Source organism: Marilutibacter penaei (assembly GCF_014145395.1).
In the GTDB taxonomy this organism is placed as follows: Bacteria; Pseudomonadota; Gammaproteobacteria; order Xanthomonadales; family Xanthomonadaceae; genus Marilutibacter; species Marilutibacter penaei.
The window spans coordinates 294892-315853 of record NZ_JACHTE010000004.1 but is presented as its reverse complement, the minus strand read 5'-3'; the positions used below and the strand labels follow the sequence as shown (position 1 = coordinate 315853).

The window sequence follows — 20962 nt, the reverse complement described above, 5'->3', positions numbered from 1 at the left end:
GTCGACCGGCATCTCCCGTTCCCCACCCCGGCACCGGTGTGCCGGGGTTTTTGTTTTTTCCGGCTGCGCGGCATCCTTGTCCCATGCCCAGCCGCTCGCCACGACCCGCCGTCGACACGCGCCCGTCACCTCTGACGGCGCTGCCGGGTGTGGGTCCGAAGCTCGCGGAAAAGCTTGCGGCGCGTGGTCTCGTCGACCTGCAGGACCTGTGGCTGCACCTGCCGCGGCAGTACGAGGACCGCACTTCGATCACGCCGGTGGCCGCGCTCGTGCCCGGCGTCGCCGCGCAGGTCGAGGGCCGCGTCGAGGCGGTCGAGCGCGGTTTCCGTTACCGGCCGATGCTGCGGGTGGCCCTGTGCGACGACGGCCCGGGCACCGTCGTGCTGCGCTTCTTCCATTTCAGGGCAGCGCAGGTGGCCCAGTTCCAGCCGGGCACGCGGGTGCGCTGCTATGGCACGCCGCGTCCCGGCCAGCATGGCCTGGAGATCGTGCATCCCAGCTACCGGGTGCTGGGTCTGGATGAAGCCCCGCTGGAAGGCACCCTCGATCCGGTCTATCCCGCAGTCGAAGGCGTCGGGCCCGCCACGTTGCGCCGCCTCGTGGGCCTTGCGCTGGATCGGCTGCCGGATGATGCCGCGCTTGAACTGCTGCCTGCGTCCCTGCGCGAGGCGATGGACTGGCCAACCCTGCGTGAAGCGCTGGTCACCGTGCATCGCCCGCCACCCTCGGCGGACATCCGCGCGCTGGTCCTCGGCCTGCATCCCGCGCAGCGCAGGCTGGCGATCGAGGAGCTGCTCGCCCACCACCTCAGCCTGCGGCGCCAGCGCCTCGCGCAGCAGGCGCATGCCGCGCCTGCGCTGCCGGACGCGCGTCTGTCGAAGCGCCTGCTCGTGGCGCTGCCATTCGCCCTGACAGGTGCGCAGCAGCGGGTCTACGGCGAGATCCGGGACGACCTCGCCCAGCCACGTCCCATGCTGCGGCTGGTGCAGGGCGACGTCGGCTCGGGCAAGACCGTGGTGGCGGCGATGGCGGCCCTGCACGCGGTGGCATCGGGGCGTCAGGCGGCGCTGATGGCGCCTACCGAGCTGCTGGCCGAGCAGCACCTGGCCAACCTGACGGGCTGGCTGGAACCGCTGGGCATCAACGTCGCCTGGCTGGCCGGCAAGGTCACCGGGCGGGCCCGGACGCGCGTGCTCGAGGATGTCGCGTCCGGCGAGGCGCAGGTTGTCGTTGGCACGCATGCGCTCATGCAGCAGGGCGTGGCTTTCCGCGACCTCGCGCTGGCCATCGTCGACGAACAGCACCGGTTTGGCGTCCACCAGCGGCTCGCGCTGCGCGACAAGGGCAGTGGAGGTACGGTCGATGCGCCCGGCGCAGTACCGCACCAGCTGGTCATGACCGCCACGCCGATCCCGCGCACGCTGGCGATGTCGGCCTATGCCGACCTGGACGTATCCGCGATCGACGAACTGCCGCCCGGACGCACGCCGGTACAGACCATCGTGCTCAGTGGGGAGCGGCGGCCGGAACTCGTCGAGCGCATCCGCGCCGCGTGCGCCGAGGGACGGCAGGCGTACTGGGTCTGCACCCTGATCGATGACAGCGACGAGGTCGTCGCACAGGCCGCGCAGTCCACGTTCGAAGACCTCGGCAAGCAGTTGCGGGGGGTGCGGGTCGGCCTGGTCCATGGCCGCATGAAGCCGGCGCAGAAGCAGTCCGCGATGCGGGCCTTCAAGGACGGCGAGATCGACCTGCTCGTCGCGACGACCGTGATCGAGGTGGGCGTCGACGTCCCCAATGCCTCGCTGATGATCATCGAGAATGCCGAGAGGCTGGGCCTGGCCCAGCTCCACCAGCTGCGTGGCCGGGTGGGGCGGGGCAGCGCCGCGTCGAACTGCGTGCTGCTGTACCAGCCGCCCCTGTCCGCGCTGGCGAAGCAGCGACTGGAAACCATGCGGCAGACCCAGGACGGCTTCGTGATCGCCGAGAAGGACCTCGAACTGCGGGGCCCAGGCGAGCTGCTGGGCACCCGGCAGACCGGCCTGGCGGGCTTCCGCGTGGCCGACCTGGCACGCGATGCCGACCTCTTGCCGACCGTCCACGAGGTCGGCGAGCACCTGATGGTCGAGGCGCCTGCCCTGGCCGAACGCATCGTCGCGCGCTGGGTGGGGGGTGCGGCCCGCTACGCATCGGCCTGAGCCGTGCGCAAGCGGATGCCGCCGTGGCCCGGCATACTGGTCGCATGACGCACCCCATCCCGCTGTTCATCGATACCGACCCTGGCGTCGACGACGCCCTCGCCGTGCTGATGGCGCTCTCGGATCCCGATCACCGCGTGGTCGGCCTCGGCATCGCGGCCGGTAACGTCGGCCTGGCGCACACGGTCCGAAACGCGATGAAGCTGTGCGAAGTCGCCGGGGCCGACGTGCCCGTCTTTCCCGGCTGCCCGACCCCGCTGTTGCACCCGGCGCCCGACGCGGCGGACGTGCACGGGGCCGACGGGTTCGGGGATGCCGGCCTGTCGCCACCCGTGCGGCACGCCGAAACCGAACATGCCGCGCTGGCCCTGATCCGGCTCTCGCACGCGCATGCCGGTCGCCTGCTGCTGGTCGCCCTCGGGCCGCTGACCAATATCGCCCTGGCCGTCCGCCTGGACCCGACCCTGCCGTCGCGCATCGCGCGCGTCGTCGTCATGGGCGGCGCCGTCACGGGGCAGGGCAATATCACGCCGTCCGCCGAGTTCAACATCCATTTCGATCCGGAGGCCGCGCACATCGTGTTCGAGGCATTCCCGGACATCGACCTCGCCGATTGGGAAGCCACCGTGGCCCACAGCCTCGCCCATGACGACGTGGTCGAGTGGCTCGCCGCCGAGGGCCCGCGGGCGCGCTTCTACGATGCGATCTCCCACCAGACCCGCATGTGGTCGTTGGACCGTCGCGGCGATCGCTGGTTCTGTGCGGATGCGCTGGCGATGGCATGGGCCCTCCAGCCTTCGGGTGCCCGGCGGGTCGAGTGCAGGCCGCTCGCGGTCGCGCTGGAAGGGCGCCACAGCCGGGGCGCCACGGTGGTGGACTGGCGGCGGCAGACGGGACGGCCGGACAATGCGAGGCTCCTCATGGCCTACGACCAGGACCTGTTCGAGAAACAGGTACGCGACGCCCTGGCTGGAGCGGTGCCTGCCTGAACGCTTCGCCGGAGTACCTGCCGCGCGCACGTGGACGACTTGCTTCCCCCGGGGAGCGTCGCTATACTGCGCGGCTTCCATCCGACATATTGGTGAGTGCCATGAAGGCCGGCATCCATCCCGAATACCGCGAAGTCGTCTTCCAGGACGTCACCACGGACTTCCAGTTCCTCACCCGTTCCACGCTCGACAGCAAGGAATCGGTGAAGTTCGAGGACGGCAACGAGTATCCGCTGATCAAGGTCGACATTTCGTCGGCGTCGCACCCGTTCTACACGGGCAAGCACAAGATCATGGATACCAGCGGTCGCATCGACAAGTTCCGCAACCGCTACGCCAAGAAGTAAGCGGCGCGACGCGTCGTTTCCGCACAACGGCTGCCGAGAGGCGGCCGTTGTTGTTTCCGGGGTCGTGACCGTACCTGACCGGACTCTGCCGTATGGACATGGCGTCCGCCCAGGACCCGAGCGTCGCGTACCCTGCGCATCAAGCCGACCCTGACGGGGCTTGTGCGATAATCAGCAGGTTGCGGCCGGCGGCCCCGCGGGTCGCCCCGCCGTGATCCTTCGTCCCCCCTCCGTGCCCGGCGGTCCCCGTCGCGCACGTCGACATGAGGAGTGTGTCCGTGTCCGATTCGACCAAGTCTGGCCTCACCGAGGTCACCCTTGCCGCCGGCGACAAGAATGTCGTCCTGCCCGTGCAGCACCCGACGATGGGCGCGCCGTGCATCGATGTCGCCCGCCTGCCGAAGGAAACCGGCTGTTTCACCTACGATCCCGGTTTCACCGCCACTGCCAGCTGCAAGTCGGCGATCACCTACATCGATGGTGACGAGGGCGTGCTGCTGTATCGCGGCTATCCCATCGAGCAGCTCGCCGAGAAGTCGAGCTTCCTCGAGGTCGCCTACCTGCTGATGAACGGCGAGCTGCCCACCGAGGCCGAGTTCGCGACCTTCGAGCACGAGGTCACGCATCACACGATGATGCACGAGCGCCTGAAGAACTTCTTCCAGGGCTTCCAGTACGACGCGCACCCGATGGCCATGCTGGCCGGGACCACGGCCTCGCTGTCGGCGTTCTACCACGACACGCTGGACCTCGAGGATCCCGAGCAGCGCCGCCTGGCCGCCATCCGCCTGCTGGCGAAGATGCCAACCCTGGCCGCCGCCGCCTATCGCTATTCGATCGGCTGGCCGATCCGCTTCCCGCGGAACAACCTCGACTACGTCAACCGCTTCCTGCACATGATGTTCGAGGTCCCGAGCGAGCCGCTGGAGATCAATCCGGTCGTGGCGAAGGCGCTGGACCTGCTGTTCATCCTGCATGCCGACCACGAGCAGAACGCGTCGACCTCGACCGTCCGGCTGGTCGGCTCGACCGGCGCGAATCCCTACGCGTCCGTCGCCGCGGGCATCACCGCGTTGTGGGGTCCCGCGCACGGTGGCGCCAACGAAGCCGTGCTGAAGATGCTGGCGGAGATCGGTACCGCGGACAAGGTGGATGCCGCCGTCGCCCGCGCGAAGGACAAGAACGACAGCTTCCGCCTGATGGGCTTCGGCCATCGCGTGTACAAGAACTTCGACCCGCGCGCCAAGATCATCCGCGAGATGACCCACAAGGTGCTGGGTGAGCTGGGGGTCAACGACCCGCTGCTGGACGTGGCGCTGAAGCTGGAGGAGGCGGCGCTGAAGGACGACTACTTCGTGCAGCGCAAGCTCTACCCCAACGTGGATTTCTACAGTGGCATCATCTACAAGGCCCTGAAGATCCCGACCGAGATGTTCACGGTCATGTTCGCGATCGGCCGCACTGCGGGCTGGGTGGCGCACTGGCTCGAGCAGCAGGTCGATCCCGAGAACAAGATCGGCCGCCCGCGGCAGATCTACACCGGCGCCACGCCGCGCGACTACGTCGACATCGGCAAGCGCTGATCGCGCCGCCGATCGTTGCACCGACGCCCCGCTTCATGCGGGGCGTTTCGTTTGTCGGGCCGCGCTGCCCGCCAGCGTGACGCGTACTTACCCGCCGGGCGGGACGTAGGCTTCGATTTCCTCATCGGCCAGGATCTGCCGCAGTCGCGCTGCGGAGGCGCGATCCATCGGTTTCTCGTCGATGCCCGACAGCGGCGCCTGGCGCAACACCACGCGCGGCAGCACGGTGAGGTCGAAGGCGAGCGCGTCGGCGGCGAACACCCAGACCGGGACCGAGCAGCTGCGCTCGCGGTCCAGCCTGGCCTGCCGGCTGCGGCCCTCCACCGGGATGCGGTGCTGCTCCAGGAAACGCTGCACGGCGTCGGGGTCGTCGTCATGCAGGTGCAGGCATACCGGGCTGCGCGCATCGGCCGTGCCCTCCAGGACGGCGCCCACCAGGCGCGGCGAGAACGGCGCGAAGAACTCCAGTGCATGCAACGCGGCTTCCCGGCGCCGCCGCACTTCGCCCCAGCTGTCGCGCTGGAACAGCCGCTGGTACTCGCGCAGCGCGTCCTCGATCTCGCGGTTGCGCGGAAGTGAGGCGTCATCGTGGATGCCCAGGCGCTGCGCCGCTTTCAGTTTGGCCTGGTGGAAGTCCAGCATGCCGCCCTCGGCCATCAGCCGGGCGGCCTCGTGGGCCAGCCGGTGGCGGCGCTCCCGGGTTCGGGTACGGGCGTGCTGGTGGGCGTGTGCGTGCGGGTGGACGTGCGGCATGGCAACCTCCAGCGGGCGCCGGCGCCGACGACGGAATGTCGACCGGGCCGGTCCGTCGGAGCCACGCTAGCACGGCCTTCATGGCGGACGGAACCCCGTCGCCATGACACCGCCCGGCGGCTAGAAGATGTCGAAGGATTCTTCGGCCGGCGACGCGTCGTCGTCGAAGTCCACGTAGCTCTGCATGCGGTCGAGGTCTTCGGTCTTGACCCACTCCGTGATGCCGCCGCTGCCCTGCGGCAGGAGGCGGCCATCCGCGGATACCGACACCTGCACCATGTCGGCGGGAGGTTCGTTCGCGGCGATGGGCTGTCCGTCGAGCGCCACGCGCATGTAGTCGATCCAGATCGGCAACGCCGCCCGGCCGCCGTATTCGCGACGCCCCAGGGACTGGTAGTTGTCCCGCCCGACCCACACGGTGGTGACATACGGACCCGCCATGCCCGAGAACCATGCATCGCGGTACTCGTTGGTCGTCCCGGTCTTGCCCGCCACGTCTTCCCGCTCGAGCACGCGGGCCGGCGTGCCGGTGCCGCGGCGGACCACGTCGCGCATCATCGACACCACCTGGTAGGCCACGCGGTTGTCGATCACGCGGGGCGCCTCGATCTTCTCGACCGCGACGGCGTCACTCTCGGCCGCGTCCGTCCCATCGGAGGGGCTGGCGACCGCCGTCCCCGTGGTTTCGGGGGCGGGGGCGGGCGTTTCCGGCGCCGCGGGCGCTGCGTTCGCCGGCCCGAGGTTGAAGCCGTCCACCACGTGGCGCTGGGCGGCGGACCGCCCGGTGGCCTCGCAACCCATGCAGGCCACCGCCGGATTCTCCTTGAAGACGACCGCGTCGTTGCGGTCGCGGACTTCATCGATGAACCAGGGGGTGACCCGGTACCCGCCGTTGGCAAAGACCGCATAGCCACGTGCCACGGACAGCGGCGTCAGCGAGGCCGTGCCGAGCGACATGGAGAGGTTGGGGGGCAGGTCGGCCTCGTCGAAACCGAACTTGCTGATGTGGTCGCGTGCGAAGTCGACGCCGATGGCGTCCAGCAGCCGCACCGACACCAGGTTGCGCGACTGCACCAGCGCTTCGCGCAGGCGCATCGGGCCGGCGAAGTTGCCGGTCGAGTTCTGCGGGCGCCAGACCTTGCCGTTGCGCTGGCGGAACACGACGGGCGCGTCCAGCACGATCGAGGCCGGGTTGAAGCCCTTTTCGAGGGCCGACGCGTAGATGAAGGGCTTGAAGCTCGAGCCGGGCTGGCGGCGGGCCTGCGTGGCGCGGTTGAATTCGTTGCCGACGAAGCTGAAGCCGCCGGACAACGCGCGCAGGGCGCCGTTTTCCGGTTCCAGCGATACCAGTGCGGCCTGTGCGCGCGGCAGCTGGCTGAGATCGTAGCGGATGCGCTCGGCGGGCAGGGGCAGGTTGCCGTCGACCGGCTCCTCGTCGCTGGCCGGGGCGTCGACGGTGACCCGCAGCCGCACCACGTCACCCCGGGTGAGCAGGCTGGCGGGATCGTTGTTGCCGAAGCTGTTCTTCCGCGTCACCTGCACCGTGCGCCCGTCGCGCAGCGCCAGTTCCGCCTGCCCCGTCGCGGTGGAGAGGACGACCGCTGGCAGCAGGTTCGCCTGCGCCGGGATGTCCTTCAGGCGCTTCCCCGCCGCCACGGCGTCCTCGCCGGCGGGCAGCTCGAGGTGCTGCTCGACCCCGTGCCAGCCGTGTCGCGCGTCGTAGGTCAGCAGGCCATCGCGCAGGGCACGCTGGGCGGCCGCCTGCAGGGTCGGATCGATGGTGGTGGTGACCCGGTAGCCCTGGGTCATCGCTTCCGAGCCGTAGCGGTCGACCATCTCCTGCCGGACCATCTCGGCGACGTAGGGTGCATGCACCTGTACCGGCGGCTCGTGGCGCTCGGCGTGCATCGGCACCGCCTGGGCGGCGCGCGCCTCGGTCTCACTGGCGAAGCCGAGCTCGGCCATGCGCTGGAGGATGTAATCGCGACGTTCGCGCGCCCGTTCCGGATTGCTGAGTGGGTTGCCGCTGGACGGGAACTTCGGGATGCCGGCCAGTGATGCGGCCTCGTCGAGGTCGAGTTCGGCCAGGGTCTTGCCGTAGTAGAACTCCGCGGCGGCGGCGACGCCGTAGGAACGGTGGCCGAAAAAGCTCTTGTTGAGGTACAGCTCCAGGATCTCGTCCTTGCTCAGCTCCTGCTCCATCCGCATGGCCAGCAGCATCTCGCGCAGCTTGCGCATGTAGCTGTATTCGGAGTCCAGGAAGAACTGCCGGGCCACCTGCTGGGTGATCGTCGAACCGCCCGGGACGCGCCTGTCGTCGGTCGTCGCCAGCAGCCACACCGCCCGCGCCACGCCCTTGTAGTCGACGCCGTGGTGTTCGTAGAAGCGGGCGTCCTCGATGGCGATGAACGCCTGCTTCACCCGCTCCGGGACGTCTTCGATCCGCACCGGGTAGCGCCGCATCTCCCCATAGAGGGCCATCAGGCGGCCATCGCGGGCATACACGTGCATGGGCTCCTGCAGCTCGACGTTGCGGAGGGTCTGCACGTCCGGCAGTTTGGGGACGATAACGTAATAGAGGGTGCCCAGGGCGACGACGCCCAGCACCGCGATGCCCAGCAGGGCGACCAGGGCCCAGCGCAGCAAGCGACGAATTCGTGACATCTGGATGGCGTTCCGGGTTTCCAATCGCGAGAGCGGGCAGTATAAGTGGAGTGGCCGCCTCGCCGGGCGGCCCGGGGACCAACACTGCTGGATGAGGCCGCAAGGGGGGCTGGACGGGTTTTCACGCCGTCACCACGAAGTTAAAGTGACGTCGAAGGGCAGTTTTCGAACGAAGTGGTTGCCAGTCCAGCAAAAGTCCGTTATCTAAGACGGGGCCACACGAAGTGCGCGTAAGCGCTTGTGGTACGGGGAGAATATCGTGGGAGTCATCACAAAAAGCCAGCCGGCGCTCGTCGGCGTGGATATCAGTTCGACCGCGGTGAAGCTTTTGCAGCTTTCCAGGTCGGGAAACCGCTATCGCGTGGAGCATTACGCGGTCGAGCCCTTGCCCCCCAATGCCGTGGTTGAAAAGAACCTGGTGGAAGTCGAGGCGGTGGGCGAGGCCATCAAGCGCGCGGTGTCGCGCTCGGGGACCCGGGCCCGGCATGCCGCTGCCGCCGTGGCGGGCTCGTCGGTCATCACCAAGGTGATCCCGATGCAGGCCGACCTCGACGACGACGACATGGAGTCGGCGATCGAACTGGAGGCGGTCAACTACGTGCCGTACCCGATCGAGGAGGTCAATCTCGATTTCGAGGTGCTCGGGATGACCCCCGGGACCAGCGAGACCGTCCAGGTGCTGCTGGCCGCTTCGCGCGCCGAGAACGTCGAGGTGCGTGCGTCGGCACTGGAGCTCGGCGGCCTGATCCCCAAGATCATGGACGTGGAGGCTTTCGCGGTCGAGAACGCCTTCGCCCTGATGGCGGAGCAGCTTCCGGCCGCCCGTGACGGCCTGGTCGCGCTGATCGACATCGGCGCCACCATGACCACGCTCAACGTGATCCAGAAAGGCCGCAGCATCTACAACCGCGAGAACGTGTTCGGCGGCAAGCAGCTGACCGACGAGGTCATGCGGCGCTACAGCCTCAGCTACGAGGAAGCCGGACTGGCCAAGCGCCAGGGGGGGCTGCCCGAAAACTACGAAGTCGAGGTGCTCGAGCCCTTCAAGGAAGCCGCCGCGCAGCAGGTCAGCCGCCTGTTGCAGTTCTTCTATGCCGGCAGCTCCCACAACCGTGTCGACCAGATCGTACTGGCCGGCGGCTGTGCCTCCATCCCGGGCATGGCCCAGATGGTGGAGGAACAGTTGGGCGTGCCCACGGTGACCGCTAACCCGCTCGCGAACATGACGCTGGGTCCACGCGTCCAGGCCCATGCACTGGCCCAGGACGCCCCCGCGCTGATGATCGCCTGCGGCCTGGCCCTGAGGAGCTTCGACTGATGGCAAGGATCAATCTGCTCCCCTGGCGCGTCGAACGGCGCAAGCAGCGTCAGAAGGAATTCGGTGTGATGGCGGCGCTTTCGGCGCTGGCCGCGGTCATCGTGTCCTTCCTGATCGTGAGTTTCTACAACGGCCAGATCAGCGGCCAGAACACCCGCAACGCCTTCCTGCAGGACCAGATCGCCCAGGTCGACAAGCAGATCGAGGAGATCGAGGAGCTGGATCGCAAGAAGGGCAAGCTGCTGGCCCGGAAGGAAGTGATCGAGCAACTGCAGGCGAACCGTTCGCAGATGGTCCACCTGTTCGATTCTCTGGTCCGCACCATCCCCGACGGCGTGGTGTTGACCGCGATCCAGCAGGATTCGCAGATCCTCACGCTGACCGGCCGCTCCCAGTCCAACTCCCGCGTCAGTACCTACATGCGCAACCTCGAAAGCTCAGGCTGGATGACCAAGCCTGACCTGTCGATCATCGAGGCCAAGGGCGACGACAAGGGCCTGCCGTACGAATTCAGCCTGAAAGTCCAGCTGGCGAACCCGAACCAGCCCGTGGACGAGGACGGAGACGGCATCCCGGATGCACCTGCACCGGTCGACGAAGCGGCCCTGGTGGAGGAAGGCGCGGAGGCCGCCCCCGCCCTGCTTGCTCCCGTGGAGCCGGCCCCGGGCGCTGAAGAGGCCCCGCCCGCCGAAGCGGACGCCGCGGATGCCGCGGGAGGGGACTCCGATGCCGCGGAGCCTGCCGTGGCCCCCGAGACTGACAACGGAGCTGCGTGATGGCCAAGAAGAAAGTGTCGCTGCGTGAGCTCGACTTCAACAACATGGGAAGCTGGCCCCAGCAGGCGAAGATCGGCTTCTGCGTCATCATCGCGCTGCTGATCATCGGGTTGACCTGGTACCTGTTCGTGAGCGACAAGCGCGAGCAGCTCGCCGGCCTGGAGCGGACGGAGAGCGAACTGCGGTCCGAGTTCGAGAACAAGCAGGGACGCGCGGCCAACCTGGAGCCGCTCAAGCAGCAGCTCGCGCAGATGGAGCAGCAGCTCCAGCAGATGCTGCGCCAGCTGCCCAGCAAGACCGAGATGCCGGACCTGATCGTGGACATCTCCCAGACCGCCCTCGCGACCGGCATCCAGAACGAGCTGTTCCAGCCCGGTCCGGAACAGCCCAAGGAGTTCTACGCCGAGAAGCCGATCGCGCTGCGCATGGTCGGGACGTACCACCAGTTCGGTGCGTTCGTCAGCGGCGTGGCGTCCCTGCCGCGCGTGGTCATCATGACCATGCACGACATCTCGCTGAAGCCGCGCGGCGGCGACGGCGCGTCGATCGGGCCGAACAGTCCGCTTGAACTCGTGGGCACGGTCAAGACCTATCGCTACCTGGACGAGGACGAAGTCGCCGAGCAGGAAGCGAGCAAGGCCAACCAGAATGGAGGGGCCTGAGCATGCGTACGCGTAGTGCAGCCGACCGGCCGGGGGCTCCCTGGGCGCGTGCCCTCGCAGCCGGCCTGATGCTGGTGGCGGTCGCGGGGTGTTCCCGCGGCATCACCAGCACGCCCGGCGATGCCCCGAATCTCGAGAAGTGGGTGGACGAGGTCAAGGCCCGTCCCGCTCCGCCGCTGGATCCCCTGCCGGTCATGCAGCAGTTCGAGAGTTTCGAATATGCAGCGCAGGCGTTGCGTGATCCCTTCAGCCGGGCGTTCCGCGACCGCGATGGTGGCGCAGGGCCCCGTCCGGACTCCAGCCGTCGCAAGCAGACCCTCGAGCAGTTCCCGCTCGACAGCCTCGACATGGTGGGCACCCTGGGTGCCGGGGGCGGCATCGTGGCGCTGGTAATGGCGCCCGACAAGGTGACCTATCGGGTACGGCCCGGTGCGTACATGGGACAGAGCGATGGTCGGGTGACCAGCGTCCATGAAGACCGCATCGAGCTGGTGGAACTGGTGCCGGACGGCGCGGGCGGGTGGCTGGAACGACCGGCCTCCGTCGCACTGGAAGATCAATGAGTTTGGGGGATAGCACGATGACCGTTAACAACGCCAACAGCCAGCGGCCGGCCCGGCGCTCCATGCTCCTGCGCAGCGCCAGTGTCGGCCTTGCGGTGGGCGCGATCGCGGCAATCAGCGCCGTCCACGCCCAGCAGGCGCCCGCGGTTCCTGCGGCGGGTCCGACCACGGCCCCCGTGCCCAGTGTCGATCCAGCCAAGCGACTGCCCGGCACCATCGAGGTATCGAAGATCGACTTCAAGCGTGGCGAGGATGGCGCGGGCCGCCTGATCCTCAGCTTCAGCGGGACCGGCGCGGCCCCCGACCTGCGCAGCGTCGGTTCGACCGTGACCGTCAACGTCGGCAATGCCGAGCTGCCCGCCAGCCTGCAGCGTCCGTTGAACGTCACCGACTTCGCCACGCCGGTGCAGCGGATCGACGCCCGTCGATCGGGGGAGGGCACCGTGCTCACCCTCAGCACGCAGGGCAACTACGAGTCGATGGCGTACCAGACCGGCAACGACTACATCGTCGAGATCGTGCCGCGGGCCGCGAACGCGACGGCCTCGCGCGACGCCGGCGGGAACCGGGCCGTGGGCGCCACCGGCAGCGCGAGTGCCTCGCGCGGATATGCCGGCCGTCCGGTGACCTTCAACTTCCAGGATGTCCCGGTCCGTACCGTGCTCCAGCTCGTCGCTGAAGAGTCCGGGCTGAACGTGGTCGCCGCGGATACGGTGCAGGGCAACGTGACCCTTCGCCTCGTCAACGTGCCGTGGGACCAGGCGCTGGACATCGTCCTGCAGGCGAAGGGGCTCGACAAGCGCCGCAGCGGCAACGTCATCTGGATCGCGCCGCAGGCCGAGATCGCCAAGTACGAGCAGGACAAGGAAGACGCACGCATCGCGCTTGAAAACCGCGTCGACCTCGTCACCGAGTACGTGCAGATCAACTACCACAACGCCGCGGCGATCTTCAAAGCGCTGACCGAGGCCAAGGGTATCGGTGGGCAGGGTGGCGGCCAGGACGGCGGTGCCAACCAGAACGAGAATGGCTTCCTGTCGCCCCGTGGCCGCCTGGTGGCGGACGAGCGCACCAACACCCTGATGATCAGCGACATCCCGAAGAAGGTCGCGCAGATGCGTGAGCTGATCCAGGTCATCGACCGCCCGGTCGACCAGGTCGTGATCGAGGCGCGCGTGGTGATCGCCACCGATACCTTCGCCCGTGAGCTCGGTGCGCGCTTCGGCATCAGCGGCGCGGACGGCAAGGATGGCGACCGCAGCACGCTCGGCTTCGGCGGGGACATCGGCAGCGCCGGTGCGAATGCGAACTCGCGTGCGAATGCCGTGATGGACGGCGATTCCACCTTCGACATCACCCGCAGCCTGATGACCAACCTGGCCGTCCAGAACCCGGCTGGTTCGGTGGCCCTGTCGATTCTCAACGCCGGCTACGCGCTCGACGTCGAGCTGTCGGCCATGCAGGAAGAGGGGCGTGGTGAGGTCATCTCCAACCCGCGCGTCGTGACGAGCAACCAGCGCGAGGCCGTGATCCGCCAGGGCCAGGAAGTCGGCTACGTGACCATTGCCCCGACCCAGGGCCCGTCCACGATTCCGATCCCGAACGTCCAGTTCAAGGACGTGCTGCTCGAGCTGAAGGTCACCCCGACCATCACCAATGACGGCCGCGTGTTCCTCAACATGGCGATCAAGAAGGACGAGGTCGAAGGGTTCGTCGACACCTCGATCGGCAGCGTCCCGCAGATCGCGAAGCGCGAAGTCAACACCGCCGTACTGGTGGACGACGGCCAGACCGTGGTGGTCGGCGGGGTGTACGAGTTCACCGACCGTGCCTCGGTCAGCAAGGTGCCCTTCCTGGGAGACATTCCCTTCCTGGGCAACCTGTTCAAGAAGAAGGGCCGCAACAAGGAAAAGGCTGAACTGCTGTTGATGGTGACGCCGAAGGTCCTGCGGGTGGAGCAGCGCGGCTGAACCGCGCACTGACACCCTGTTGTTCCGTGGAGAGGGCCGCAAGGCCCTCTCTGCGTTTGTGCCATGCTGTTTCCAGACCGGCCACGGGCGGCCGTGAACCATCGTCCGCGCCCGTGGTCGAACCGCACGATGCGTGAACCCGAACCAGCGAGAAGACTATGCAGTACGCGCACCTAGCGAACGGGGCGACACCGGAGGACGCTCAACGCCTGCACGGCGTCTTCACGGGCCTCCGGGAGGCCCTCGCGCAGGAAATCATCGGCCAGGCGGCTCTGGTCGAGCGGCTGCTGGTGGCCTTGCTCGCCGACGGCCACCTGCTGGTCGAAGGCGCGCCCGGCCTCGCGAAGACCACCGCGGTGCGCGCCTTGGCATCCCGCCTGCAAGCGGACTTCGCCCGGGTCCAGTTCACGCCGGACCTGTTGCCTGCGGATCTCACCGGGACCGAGGTGTGGCGTCCGCAGGAGGGCCGGTTCGAGTTCCAGCCGGGCCCCGTGTTCCACCCCATCCTGCTGGCGGACGAGATCAACCGCGCCCCGGCGAAGGTCCAGTCCGCGCTGCTCGAGGCCATGGGCGAGCGGCAGGTGACGGTCGGGCGCGAAACCTACGCGCTTCCGCCGCTGTTCCTGGTCATGGCCACGCAGAATCCGATCGAGCAGGAGGGGACGTTTCCGCTTCCCGAAGCCCAACTGGACCGGTTCCTGATGCACGTGCGCATCGGCTATCCGGAGGTGGAGGCCGAAATGGATATCCTGCGGCTTGCACGGAAACGCGCGGGCGAAGCGATGCGCAGCGCACCGGCGGAGCTTGCGCAGATCCCGCTCGAGGATGTGTTCGCGGCGCGCATGGCGATACTGGACTTGCACATGGCGCCCGCGGTCGAACGCTATCTGGTCGAGCTGGTCCTGGCATCGCGCGATGCCGGTCGCTACGACGCGGACCTGGGTCGTCGCATTGCCTGGGGCGCGAGTCCACGGGGTTCGATCGCCCTGGAGCGCTGCGCGAAGGCATCGGCCTGGCTTGCGGGACGCGATTTCGTCACGCCTGACGATGTCCGGGCCGTCGCGCCGGACGTGCTCCGCCACCGCGTGCTGCCCAGCTACGAGGCGACCGCCGAAGGCTGGGACGGCGGTCGGCTCGTGGATGCATTGCTCGAGAAGGTCCCGCTGCCATGACCTCACGGCAGCATGCCGCTTGAAAGGGGATGTCGCGATGACGGCCTCCCCGTTGCCCGCGATGGAAGGCATCCGGCCGGGACTGCCTGAGCTGGTCGGCCTGAAGCGCCTCGCGGGCGCAAGGCGACCGCCGCGGTTCGGGCGGCATGGCATCACGGGGCAGGGGTTGTCGCCCTTGCGCGGTCGGGGCATGGAGTATGCGGAATCGCGGGAGTATGTCGCCGGCGACGACGCCCGTCACATCGACTGGAAACTGACCGCCCGGAGCGGCCGCGCCCATACCAAGCTCTACCAGGCCGAACGCGAACGGCAGACGCTCATCGTCGCCGACACGGCGCCGGCGCTGTACTTCGGTACCCGCACCCGCTTCAAGTCCGTCCAGGCAGCACGCGCCGGTGCGGTGGCGGCCTGGGTCGCGCAGCGTGACGGTGATCGCGTCGCCGCCCTGCGCGGCAGCGATGCGGAGTCGCCGGTCCCGCCCACCGGCGGCACGCGGGGGGTGCTCCGTGTGCTGGATGCGCTGGTCCGCTGGTATGCCGGGCCGCCCGCGGACGATGCAGGCCTCGATGTCGCGCTCGACCATGCGCAGCGGGTCCTGCGGCCCGGCGCCCGGCTGGTCGTGCTCGCCGATGCGGGGAGCCTGGAAGCCGTACCCGGACGGCGCTGGCCGGCACTGGCGCAGCATCACGAGGTGATCGTCCTCCTGCTGACCGATCCGTTCGAGCTGGCGCCGCCCCGGGCGCGCCTGCCTTTCCAGGCGACGCGGCCCGGTGCGCGCAGGGTCGAGGTCGATCTTGGCGGGCATCTGGGACGGCATGCCTGGCGGGAGGCTTTTTCCGCCCCGGTCGCGCGCGCGCTCGCACGGTTGCCGGCGCGGGGCGTGCGTGTCGCCGCGCTGTCGACGACCGATGAATGCGATGCCTGGTTGTCCCTGTTGGGGCGCCCCGGCGCACAGGTGGCCTAGATGGCAGGCGAGCTCGTCCTGCGCGACATCCACCTGCCGCCTCCACCGCCCTGGTGGCCACCGGCGCCGGGGTGGTGGATGGTGTTCGCAGCGGCGGTCGCGGTGATCCTGTCTCTGGCGGCGTGGCGTCATCACCGGAAGCGCCGCCGTCGCCGGATCGAGGCGACGTTCGACGACGCGCTCGCGGCCGCGGATTCTCCGGTGGACGAGGTGGCCGCCATGTCGTCCCTCTTGCGCCGCGCCGCGCGCCGGCACCGCCGCGACGCCGATACCCTGCACGGCCGCGCGTGGCGTGAATGGCTTGATCGGGACTGCAAGCCGCCCCGTTTCGACGGGGAGGCCGGCGCGTTGCTGGTGGAGGGAGGGTTCCAGCGGGCGCTGGATCCGGCGGCGGTCGCCGCGTTGCGCCCGCTGGCCCGCGCGTGCTTCCTGGAACTGATGGGGTACCGGTGATGGCCGGGCTTGCCGACGCATGGCTGGTCTGGGGAGAGGGCATGGCCCTCGCCTGGCCGGCGTGGCTGTGGGCGCTGCCGCTGCCGCTCTTCGTGTGGTGGCTGGCGCCGGCGCGCCGGTCGGCGACGGCAGCGATGCGCATGCCGGGTATTTCGCGACTGAGCGAGCGCGGCGCGCCGCCAGGCGGCATCGGCTGGCGGCGCCCGCCGAGCCTGTTGATGCTCCTGGCATGGGCGCTGCTGTGCCTGGCCGCGGCGCGGCCACAGGAGCTGGGCGAGCCGATCGAACCGCCCCGTAGCGGTCGCGACCTGATGTTGGCGCTGGACCTGTCCGGCAGCATGGACGAACCGGACATGGCGCTCGGCGGACGCACGGTTGATCGCCTGACCGCGGCCAAGGCGGTGCTCGCGGACTTCCTGGACCGGCGGGAGGGCGACCGGGTGGGCCTGCTGGTCTTCGGCCGCCGCGCCTATGCGCTCACTCCGCTCACCCCGGACCGCCAGTCGGTGCGACTTCAACTGCAGGACAGCGTGGTGGGGCTGGCCGGCCAGGAAACCGCGATCGGCGATGCCATCGGCCTGGCCGTCAAGCGTCTGCGTGACCAGCCGGAGGGACAACGCGTCCTGATCCTGCTCACCGATGGCGTGAACACCGCCGGTCTGCTCGATCCGGCGAAGGCGGCCCAACTCGCGAAGGACCATGGCGTACGCGTTCATACCGTCGCGTTCGGAGGCGATGGCGCGATGTCGGTGTTCGGATTCCAGCTCCCCATGCCGGGCGCGGGCGATGCGATCGACGAAGACACCCTTCGGGATATCGCGGACACCACCGGTGGCCGCTTCTTCCGCGCCCGTGACACCGGCCAGCTGGCCGGTATCTATGCCGAGATCGACCGCCTCGAGCCGGTGGAGCAGCCGGGGCCGGTCATCCGGCCACGGATCGAGCGCTATGCCTGGCCGCTGGCCGCGGCGCTGGCCCTGTCACTGCTGGCATTCCTGTTGCCGCCGAGGTGGCGCTTGTGACCGGATTCGATCCCGGCGCCCTGCACTGGCTGCGCCCCGACTGGCTGTGGGCGCTCGTGGCGGTGCCCCTCCTGGCGGTGTTCGGATGGTGGCGAAGGCGGCATCAGGAGGTGTGGGCACGCGTGGTCGATCCACACCTGCTGGTCCATCTGGTCGAGCGTCGTGCATCTCGTGCCCTGTGGTGGGGAGGGCTGGCCCTGCTGTTGGGCTACGTCGTCGCGGTGGTGGCGCTGGCGGGCCCCAGTTGGCGACAGGTGGACTCGCCGCTCTGGCGGGGCAAGGTGCCGCTGGTGGTGGTCGTCGAACTGTCCGACGCGATGCTCGCCGCGGACCCGCCGCCGTCACGGCTCGCCCAGGCCCGCGCGAAGCTCGAGCGCCTGCTGGATGCCCGACCTGATGTGCCCGTCGGGCTGGTGGTGTTCGCCGAGCAGGCGTTCACGGTCGCACCCGTGACCGACGATGCCGCGAACGTCGCGCTGTTCCTGGATGCCCTCGCGCCGGATGTCATGCCGCGCGATGGCGCCGATCCGGCGGAGGGCATCCGGCATGCGGTGCGCTTGATGCAGCAGGCCGGCTACGAGCGCGGACGTGTCCTGTTGATGGCCGGGCAGGCGGACGGGCAGGCGATCGATGCCGCCACCGAAGCGGCAGCGGCCGGCTTCGAAGTACGGGTGCTGGGGGTCGGGAACTCAGGTCGCATGCCGTACCGGACGCCGGACGGCGACCCGGGTGAGGCAGGCTTCGACGAAGCCACCCTGCGAAGCGTCGCCGTGGCCGGGGCGGGGCGTTACGCACGGATTGCCGGAGACGACTCCGACGTCTCTTCGCTGGGACTGCTCACGGCGACCCTGGACGAGGCCGACCCGGCGGCGCCCGGCGCGGAGGGGGAAACCGGACGGCAGTGGCAGGATGAGGGCTTCTGGTTGCTTCCCCCCCTGATGCTGCTGGCCCTGTTCGCGTTCCGCCGCAACGCGGGCATGGCTGCGCTCGTCCTGCTCCCACTCCTCATCCTGCCAGCCCCCCCGGCGCAGGCGATGGAGTTGTGGCGACGCGCGGACCAGGTCGAGCATCGCCGGATGGCGACGGCGGCGGACGCGTATCGCAAAGGCGACTACGCGGAGGCGGCGCACGCGTTCGGTGAGCTGGACAGCGCCGACGCGCATTACAACCGAGGCAATGCCCTGGCCAAAGCCGGTCACTATCCACAGGCCATCGAGGCCTATGACCGCGCGCTGGCGCTGCAGCCGGGCATGGAAGACGCGATCGCCAACCGGGAGGCCGTGCGCGCTGCTATGCAGCGGCCGCCGCGGGATGGCGACGGGGGTGAGCAGGGCGATACGGCGGACACCGGGCAGCCTCCGTCCCAGCCCTCGCCGGGCGACGGGCCGGCGGATGCGGCGAAAGGCGACGAGCCGGCCGGTACGGCGGGTCGCCCGCCAACGCCCTCCGAGTCGTCCGATCCTGCCGAAGCCCCACGACACGGCGACGGCGAAGAGGCATCGGGTCCGTCGGATCCTCCGCCCTCCGGACCACCCGATCCCGGCGCCCAGGCAGAAGCCGATCGTGCGCTGCGGGAGCGCATGCGGGACGCGCTCGAAGCCGGCGCCGAGGGTGCCGATGCCGGCGATGCGGCAGTCGGGGCGGATGGCCCTCCCGCCGACGAGACACCGCAGGAGCGCGAACGCAGGATCGCCAACGAGGCCTGGCTGCGACGGGTCCCGGACGACCCGGGCGGACTGCTGCGTGACAAGTTCCGTATCGAATACGAACGCCGCCGCCGCGCGGGTGAACTCGAGGACTGACCCATGTACCGCTCGCTGCACTCCTGCCTGCTCCTGCTCGGCTTGCTGGCGATGACCTGCGTCGTCCACGCGGCGCCGCGGGCATGGCTGGATCGCGACCGTATCGAACTGGGCGAGACGGTCACCCTCAACGTCGAGGCGGACCTGATGTCGGCGGCGCCGGATTACGGCCCCCTCGAGGGCGACTTCGACGTCAGTGGCCACAGCAGCCGGCACAGCTACGTCGCGGGCAGCAACGGCACGCGCACCACGACCCTGTTCGCGGTGGCGCTGCGCCCGAGGCAGGACGGTGTCCTGACCATTCCCGCCCTGCAGGTCGGCGCGGAGCGCACCGCACCGCTGAGCCTGGTGGTGGCGCCTGCGCGCGTGTCCGCGCCCGGGGGGGCACGCGGTGACGTTTTCATCGAAAGTCGCGCCGACGACACCGCGCCCTACGTACAGCAGTCGGTCGGGTGGGTCGTGCGCCTGTTCTCCGCGGTACCGATCGTGTCGGGTACGCTCGACCAGCCGGCGCCGGACGGTGCCTCGCTCCGCCGGACCGGGGACGACGTGCAGTATTCGCGCACCATCGATGGGCGGCAGTACCAGGTCGTCGAGCGGCGGTTCATGCTGGTGCCCGAGCGTAGCGGGTCGCTGTCGATGCCGGCGGCGACGTTCGAGGGCCGTGGGACCGCCGGCCTGTTCGATGACATGTTCGGCAGTGGGCGAGGCAGTCGCCTGTCGGCCCGCGGCGATGGCACTACCTTGCGCGTGCAGGCCATCCCGGCGAGCGCGCCGCAGCCCTGGCTGCCGCTGCACGGCCTGGAGCTGCGCTATCGGGCCAATCCGACCCGGCTGCTCCAGGGCGAAGCGGCGACCCTGACCATCGAAGCGGTTGCCGACGGTGCGACCGGTGCGCAGATGCCGGACCTGGTGCTGCCCCCCATCGAGGGGGTGCAGGTGTTCCCGGAGAAAGCCCAGGTCGACGAGCGCTTCGTCGACGGACGGCCCCGGACCACGGTGACCCGCCGTTTCTCGCTGGTGCCCAACCGTGACGGGCCGGTCAGGCTTTCCGGGGTCGGCATGGCATGGTGGGACGTCGCGGCCGGCAAACCGCGCAAGACCGAACTCCCCGCGCTTGACTGGACGGTCGATGCGGCTGGCAGGCTTCCTCCGTCCGGGCAGATCGCGCCGACCGCGGACGCCCCGGCCGTGGGCGGCGACGCAGCGGAAGCGCCGTCATCGCCCCCGATCCAGTTGGCGGCTACGCCCGCGACGGGCGATCACGGCCGGGTCTGGATGTTCGCGGCGGTGGCCTTCGCCATGCTCTGGCTCATCACTCTCTTGCTTGCGCTTCATTGGCGAAGTGGCCGTGCCGGCCCGACCGCGCCGGGCGCGGGCCTATCCGGGCGTAGCGCCGGCGAGCACGCCCCGCCTGCGCCCGGGGTGCTCCGCAAGGCGCTGGATACCGGTGACTTCGACGATGTCGCGCGCGCGCTGTGCGCGGCGGCCATCCCGCCGGCGCGCGATCTCGACGCCGTGCGCCAGCGCCTTGAAGACCCCGACCAGCGCGACGCCGTGGATGCGCTGCAGCGGGCCCGCTGGGCGGATGGCGATGGTCCGGACGCCCGGCGGCGACTGCGCGACGCCTTTGCCGGCGGGCCCCGCTGGCGTGACGTGGAAGGCCCCGCCACGCCCGCGCTCCTGGCGCCGCTCTATCCGCCGTCGCGCACGCGCTGAGCCGTCA

General features: G+C 69.4%; 17 protein-coding genes. 15 read left to right on the top strand and 2 right to left on the bottom strand.

Features of this window, described 5'->3' with window-relative positions; all coding sequences use genetic code 11:
- The first annotated feature begins 83 nt into the window (after positions 1-83).
- The 4 genes from recG (at position 84) to H4F99_RS07330 (ending at position 5117) form a co-directional block, all read left to right on the top strand.
- Positions 84-2198, top strand: coding sequence for an ATP-dependent DNA helicase RecG (recG, locus tag H4F99_RS07345; RefSeq protein ID WP_182669073.1), 2115 nt, complete (start codon positions 84-86; stop codon positions 2196-2198).
- A gap of 44 nt (positions 2199-2242) precedes the next feature.
- On the top strand, positions 2243-3187 hold the full coding sequence (locus H4F99_RS07340) for a nucleoside hydrolase (protein WP_182669072.1): 945 nt from the start codon (positions 2243-2245) through the stop codon (positions 3185-3187).
- A gap of 101 nt (positions 3188-3288) precedes the next feature.
- On the top strand, positions 3289-3534 hold the full coding sequence (locus H4F99_RS07335) for a type B 50S ribosomal protein L31 (protein ID WP_182669071.1): 246 nt from the start codon (positions 3289-3291) through the stop codon (positions 3532-3534).
- A 278-nt stretch (positions 3535-3812) separates the two neighbouring features.
- Complete coding sequence (locus H4F99_RS07330; RefSeq protein ID WP_343064162.1) at positions 3813-5117, top strand: citrate synthase; 1305 nt, start codon at positions 3813-3815, stop codon at positions 5115-5117.
- 87 nt (positions 5118-5204) lie between these two features.
- Here H4F99_RS07330 and H4F99_RS07325 read toward each other — a convergent pair whose 3' ends face one another.
- Together H4F99_RS07325 and H4F99_RS07320 are read right to left on the bottom strand one after the other, a co-directional pair.
- Positions 5205-5870 (bottom strand): hypothetical protein, encoded by a 666-nt coding sequence (locus H4F99_RS07325; protein WP_182669069.1) that lies wholly within the window; start codon positions 5868-5870, stop codon positions 5205-5207.
- 120 nt (positions 5871-5990) lie between these two features.
- Positions 5991-8534: a penicillin-binding protein 1A gene (locus tag H4F99_RS07320; RefSeq protein WP_182669068.1), complete on the bottom strand. Its 2544-nt coding sequence runs from the start codon at positions 8532-8534 to the stop codon at positions 5991-5993.
- 259 nt (positions 8535-8793) lie between these two features.
- On the opposite strand from H4F99_RS07320, the gene H4F99_RS07315 reads away from it, so the two are divergent.
- The 11 genes from H4F99_RS07315 (at position 8794) to H4F99_RS07265 (ending at position 20955) form a co-directional block, all read left to right on the top strand.
- Entirely contained in the window at positions 8794-9852 is a 1059-nt protein-coding gene (locus H4F99_RS07315) for a type IV pilus assembly protein PilM (RefSeq protein WP_182669067.1), read from the top strand.
- Positions 9852-10628: a PilN domain-containing protein gene (locus tag H4F99_RS07310; RefSeq protein WP_182669066.1), complete on the top strand. Its 777-nt coding sequence runs from the start codon at positions 9852-9854 to the stop codon at positions 10626-10628. Before H4F99_RS07315 ends, H4F99_RS07310 begins: the two co-directional genes overlap by 1 nt.
- Positions 10628-11290 carry a type IV pilus inner membrane component PilO gene (locus H4F99_RS07305; RefSeq protein WP_182669065.1) on the top strand — a complete coding sequence of 221 codons (663 nt, stop codon included), beginning with the start codon at positions 10628-10630 and terminating at the stop codon, positions 11288-11290. Before H4F99_RS07310 ends, H4F99_RS07305 begins: the two co-directional genes overlap by 1 nt.
- A gap of 68 nt (positions 11291-11358) precedes the next feature.
- Positions 11359-11853 carry a pilus assembly protein PilP gene (locus H4F99_RS07300; protein WP_182669123.1) on the top strand — a complete coding sequence of 165 codons (495 nt, stop codon included), beginning with the start codon at positions 11359-11361 and terminating at the stop codon, positions 11851-11853.
- A gap of 17 nt (positions 11854-11870) precedes the next feature.
- Positions 11871-13823, top strand: coding sequence for a type IV pilus secretin PilQ (locus H4F99_RS07295; protein ID WP_182669064.1), 1953 nt, complete (start codon positions 11871-11873; stop codon positions 13821-13823).
- Between the two features lie 158 nt (positions 13824-13981).
- Positions 13982-14995 carry an AAA family ATPase gene (locus tag H4F99_RS07290; RefSeq protein ID WP_182669063.1) on the top strand — a complete coding sequence of 338 codons (1014 nt, stop codon included), beginning with the start codon at positions 13982-13984 and terminating at the stop codon, positions 14993-14995.
- A 37-nt stretch (positions 14996-15032) separates the two neighbouring features.
- The gene (locus tag H4F99_RS07285) at positions 15033-15959 is read left to right on the top strand and encodes a DUF58 domain-containing protein (RefSeq protein ID WP_182669062.1); all 927 of its coding nucleotides are present in this window, start codon (positions 15033-15035) and stop codon (positions 15957-15959) included.
- The gene (locus H4F99_RS07280) at positions 15960-16412 is read left to right on the top strand and encodes a DUF4381 family protein (protein WP_182669061.1); all 453 of its coding nucleotides are present in this window, start codon (positions 15960-15962) and stop codon (positions 16410-16412) included. It abuts the gene before it with no gap.
- A complete protein-coding gene (locus H4F99_RS07275) occupies positions 16412-17434 on the top strand; it encodes a vWA domain-containing protein (protein ID WP_246371431.1) in 1023 nt (340 codons plus the stop codon). Before H4F99_RS07280 ends, H4F99_RS07275 begins: the two co-directional genes overlap by 1 nt.
- Positions 17431-19236: a VWA domain-containing protein gene (locus H4F99_RS07270; protein WP_182669060.1), complete on the top strand. Its 1806-nt coding sequence runs from the start codon at positions 17431-17433 to the stop codon at positions 19234-19236. Before H4F99_RS07275 ends, H4F99_RS07270 begins: the two co-directional genes overlap by 4 nt.
- A 3-nt stretch (positions 19237-19239) precedes the next feature.
- On the top strand, positions 19240-20955 hold the full coding sequence (locus tag H4F99_RS07265; RefSeq protein WP_182669059.1) for a BatD family protein: 1716 nt from the start codon (positions 19240-19242) through the stop codon (positions 20953-20955).
- The last annotated feature ends 7 nt before the right edge of the window (positions 20956-20962 follow it).

Coding starts and splice junctions, on each gene's coding strand:
- H4F99_RS07265 (WP_182669059.1), top strand. CDS start 19,240: ATGTACCGCTCGCTGCACTCCTGCCTGCTCCTGCTCGGCTTGCTGGCG.
- H4F99_RS07290 (WP_182669063.1), top strand. CDS start 13,982: ATGCAGTACGCGCACCTAGCGAACGGGGCGACACCGGAGGACGCTCAA.
- H4F99_RS07295 (WP_182669064.1), top strand. CDS start 11,871: ATGACCGTTAACAACGCCAACAGCCAGCGGCCGGCCCGGCGCTCCATG.
- H4F99_RS07275 (WP_246371431.1), top strand. CDS start 16,412: ATGGCCGGGCTTGCCGACGCATGGCTGGTCTGGGGAGAGGGCATGGCC.
- H4F99_RS07310 (WP_182669066.1), top strand. CDS start 9,852: ATGGCAAGGATCAATCTGCTCCCCTGGCGCGTCGAACGGCGCAAGCAG.
- H4F99_RS07285 (WP_182669062.1), top strand. CDS start 15,033: ATGACGGCCTCCCCGTTGCCCGCGATGGAAGGCATCCGGCCGGGACTG.
- H4F99_RS07340 (WP_182669072.1), top strand. CDS start 2,243: ATGACGCACCCCATCCCGCTGTTCATCGATACCGACCCTGGCGTCGAC.
- H4F99_RS07335 (WP_182669071.1), top strand. CDS start 3,289: ATGAAGGCCGGCATCCATCCCGAATACCGCGAAGTCGTCTTCCAGGAC.
- H4F99_RS07305 (WP_182669065.1), top strand. CDS start 10,628: ATGGCCAAGAAGAAAGTGTCGCTGCGTGAGCTCGACTTCAACAACATG.
- H4F99_RS07300 (WP_182669123.1), top strand. CDS start 11,359: ATGCTGGTGGCGGTCGCGGGGTGTTCCCGCGGCATCACCAGCACGCCC.
- recG (WP_182669073.1), top strand. CDS start 84: ATGCCCAGCCGCTCGCCACGACCCGCCGTCGACACGCGCCCGTCACCT.
- H4F99_RS07325 (WP_182669069.1), bottom strand. CDS start 5,870: ATGCCGCACGTCCACCCGCACGCACACGCCCACCAGCACGCCCGTACC.
- H4F99_RS07280 (WP_182669061.1), top strand. CDS start 15,960: ATGGCAGGCGAGCTCGTCCTGCGCGACATCCACCTGCCGCCTCCACCG.
- H4F99_RS07320 (WP_182669068.1), bottom strand. CDS start 8,534: ATGTCACGAATTCGTCGCTTGCTGCGCTGGGCCCTGGTCGCCCTGCTG.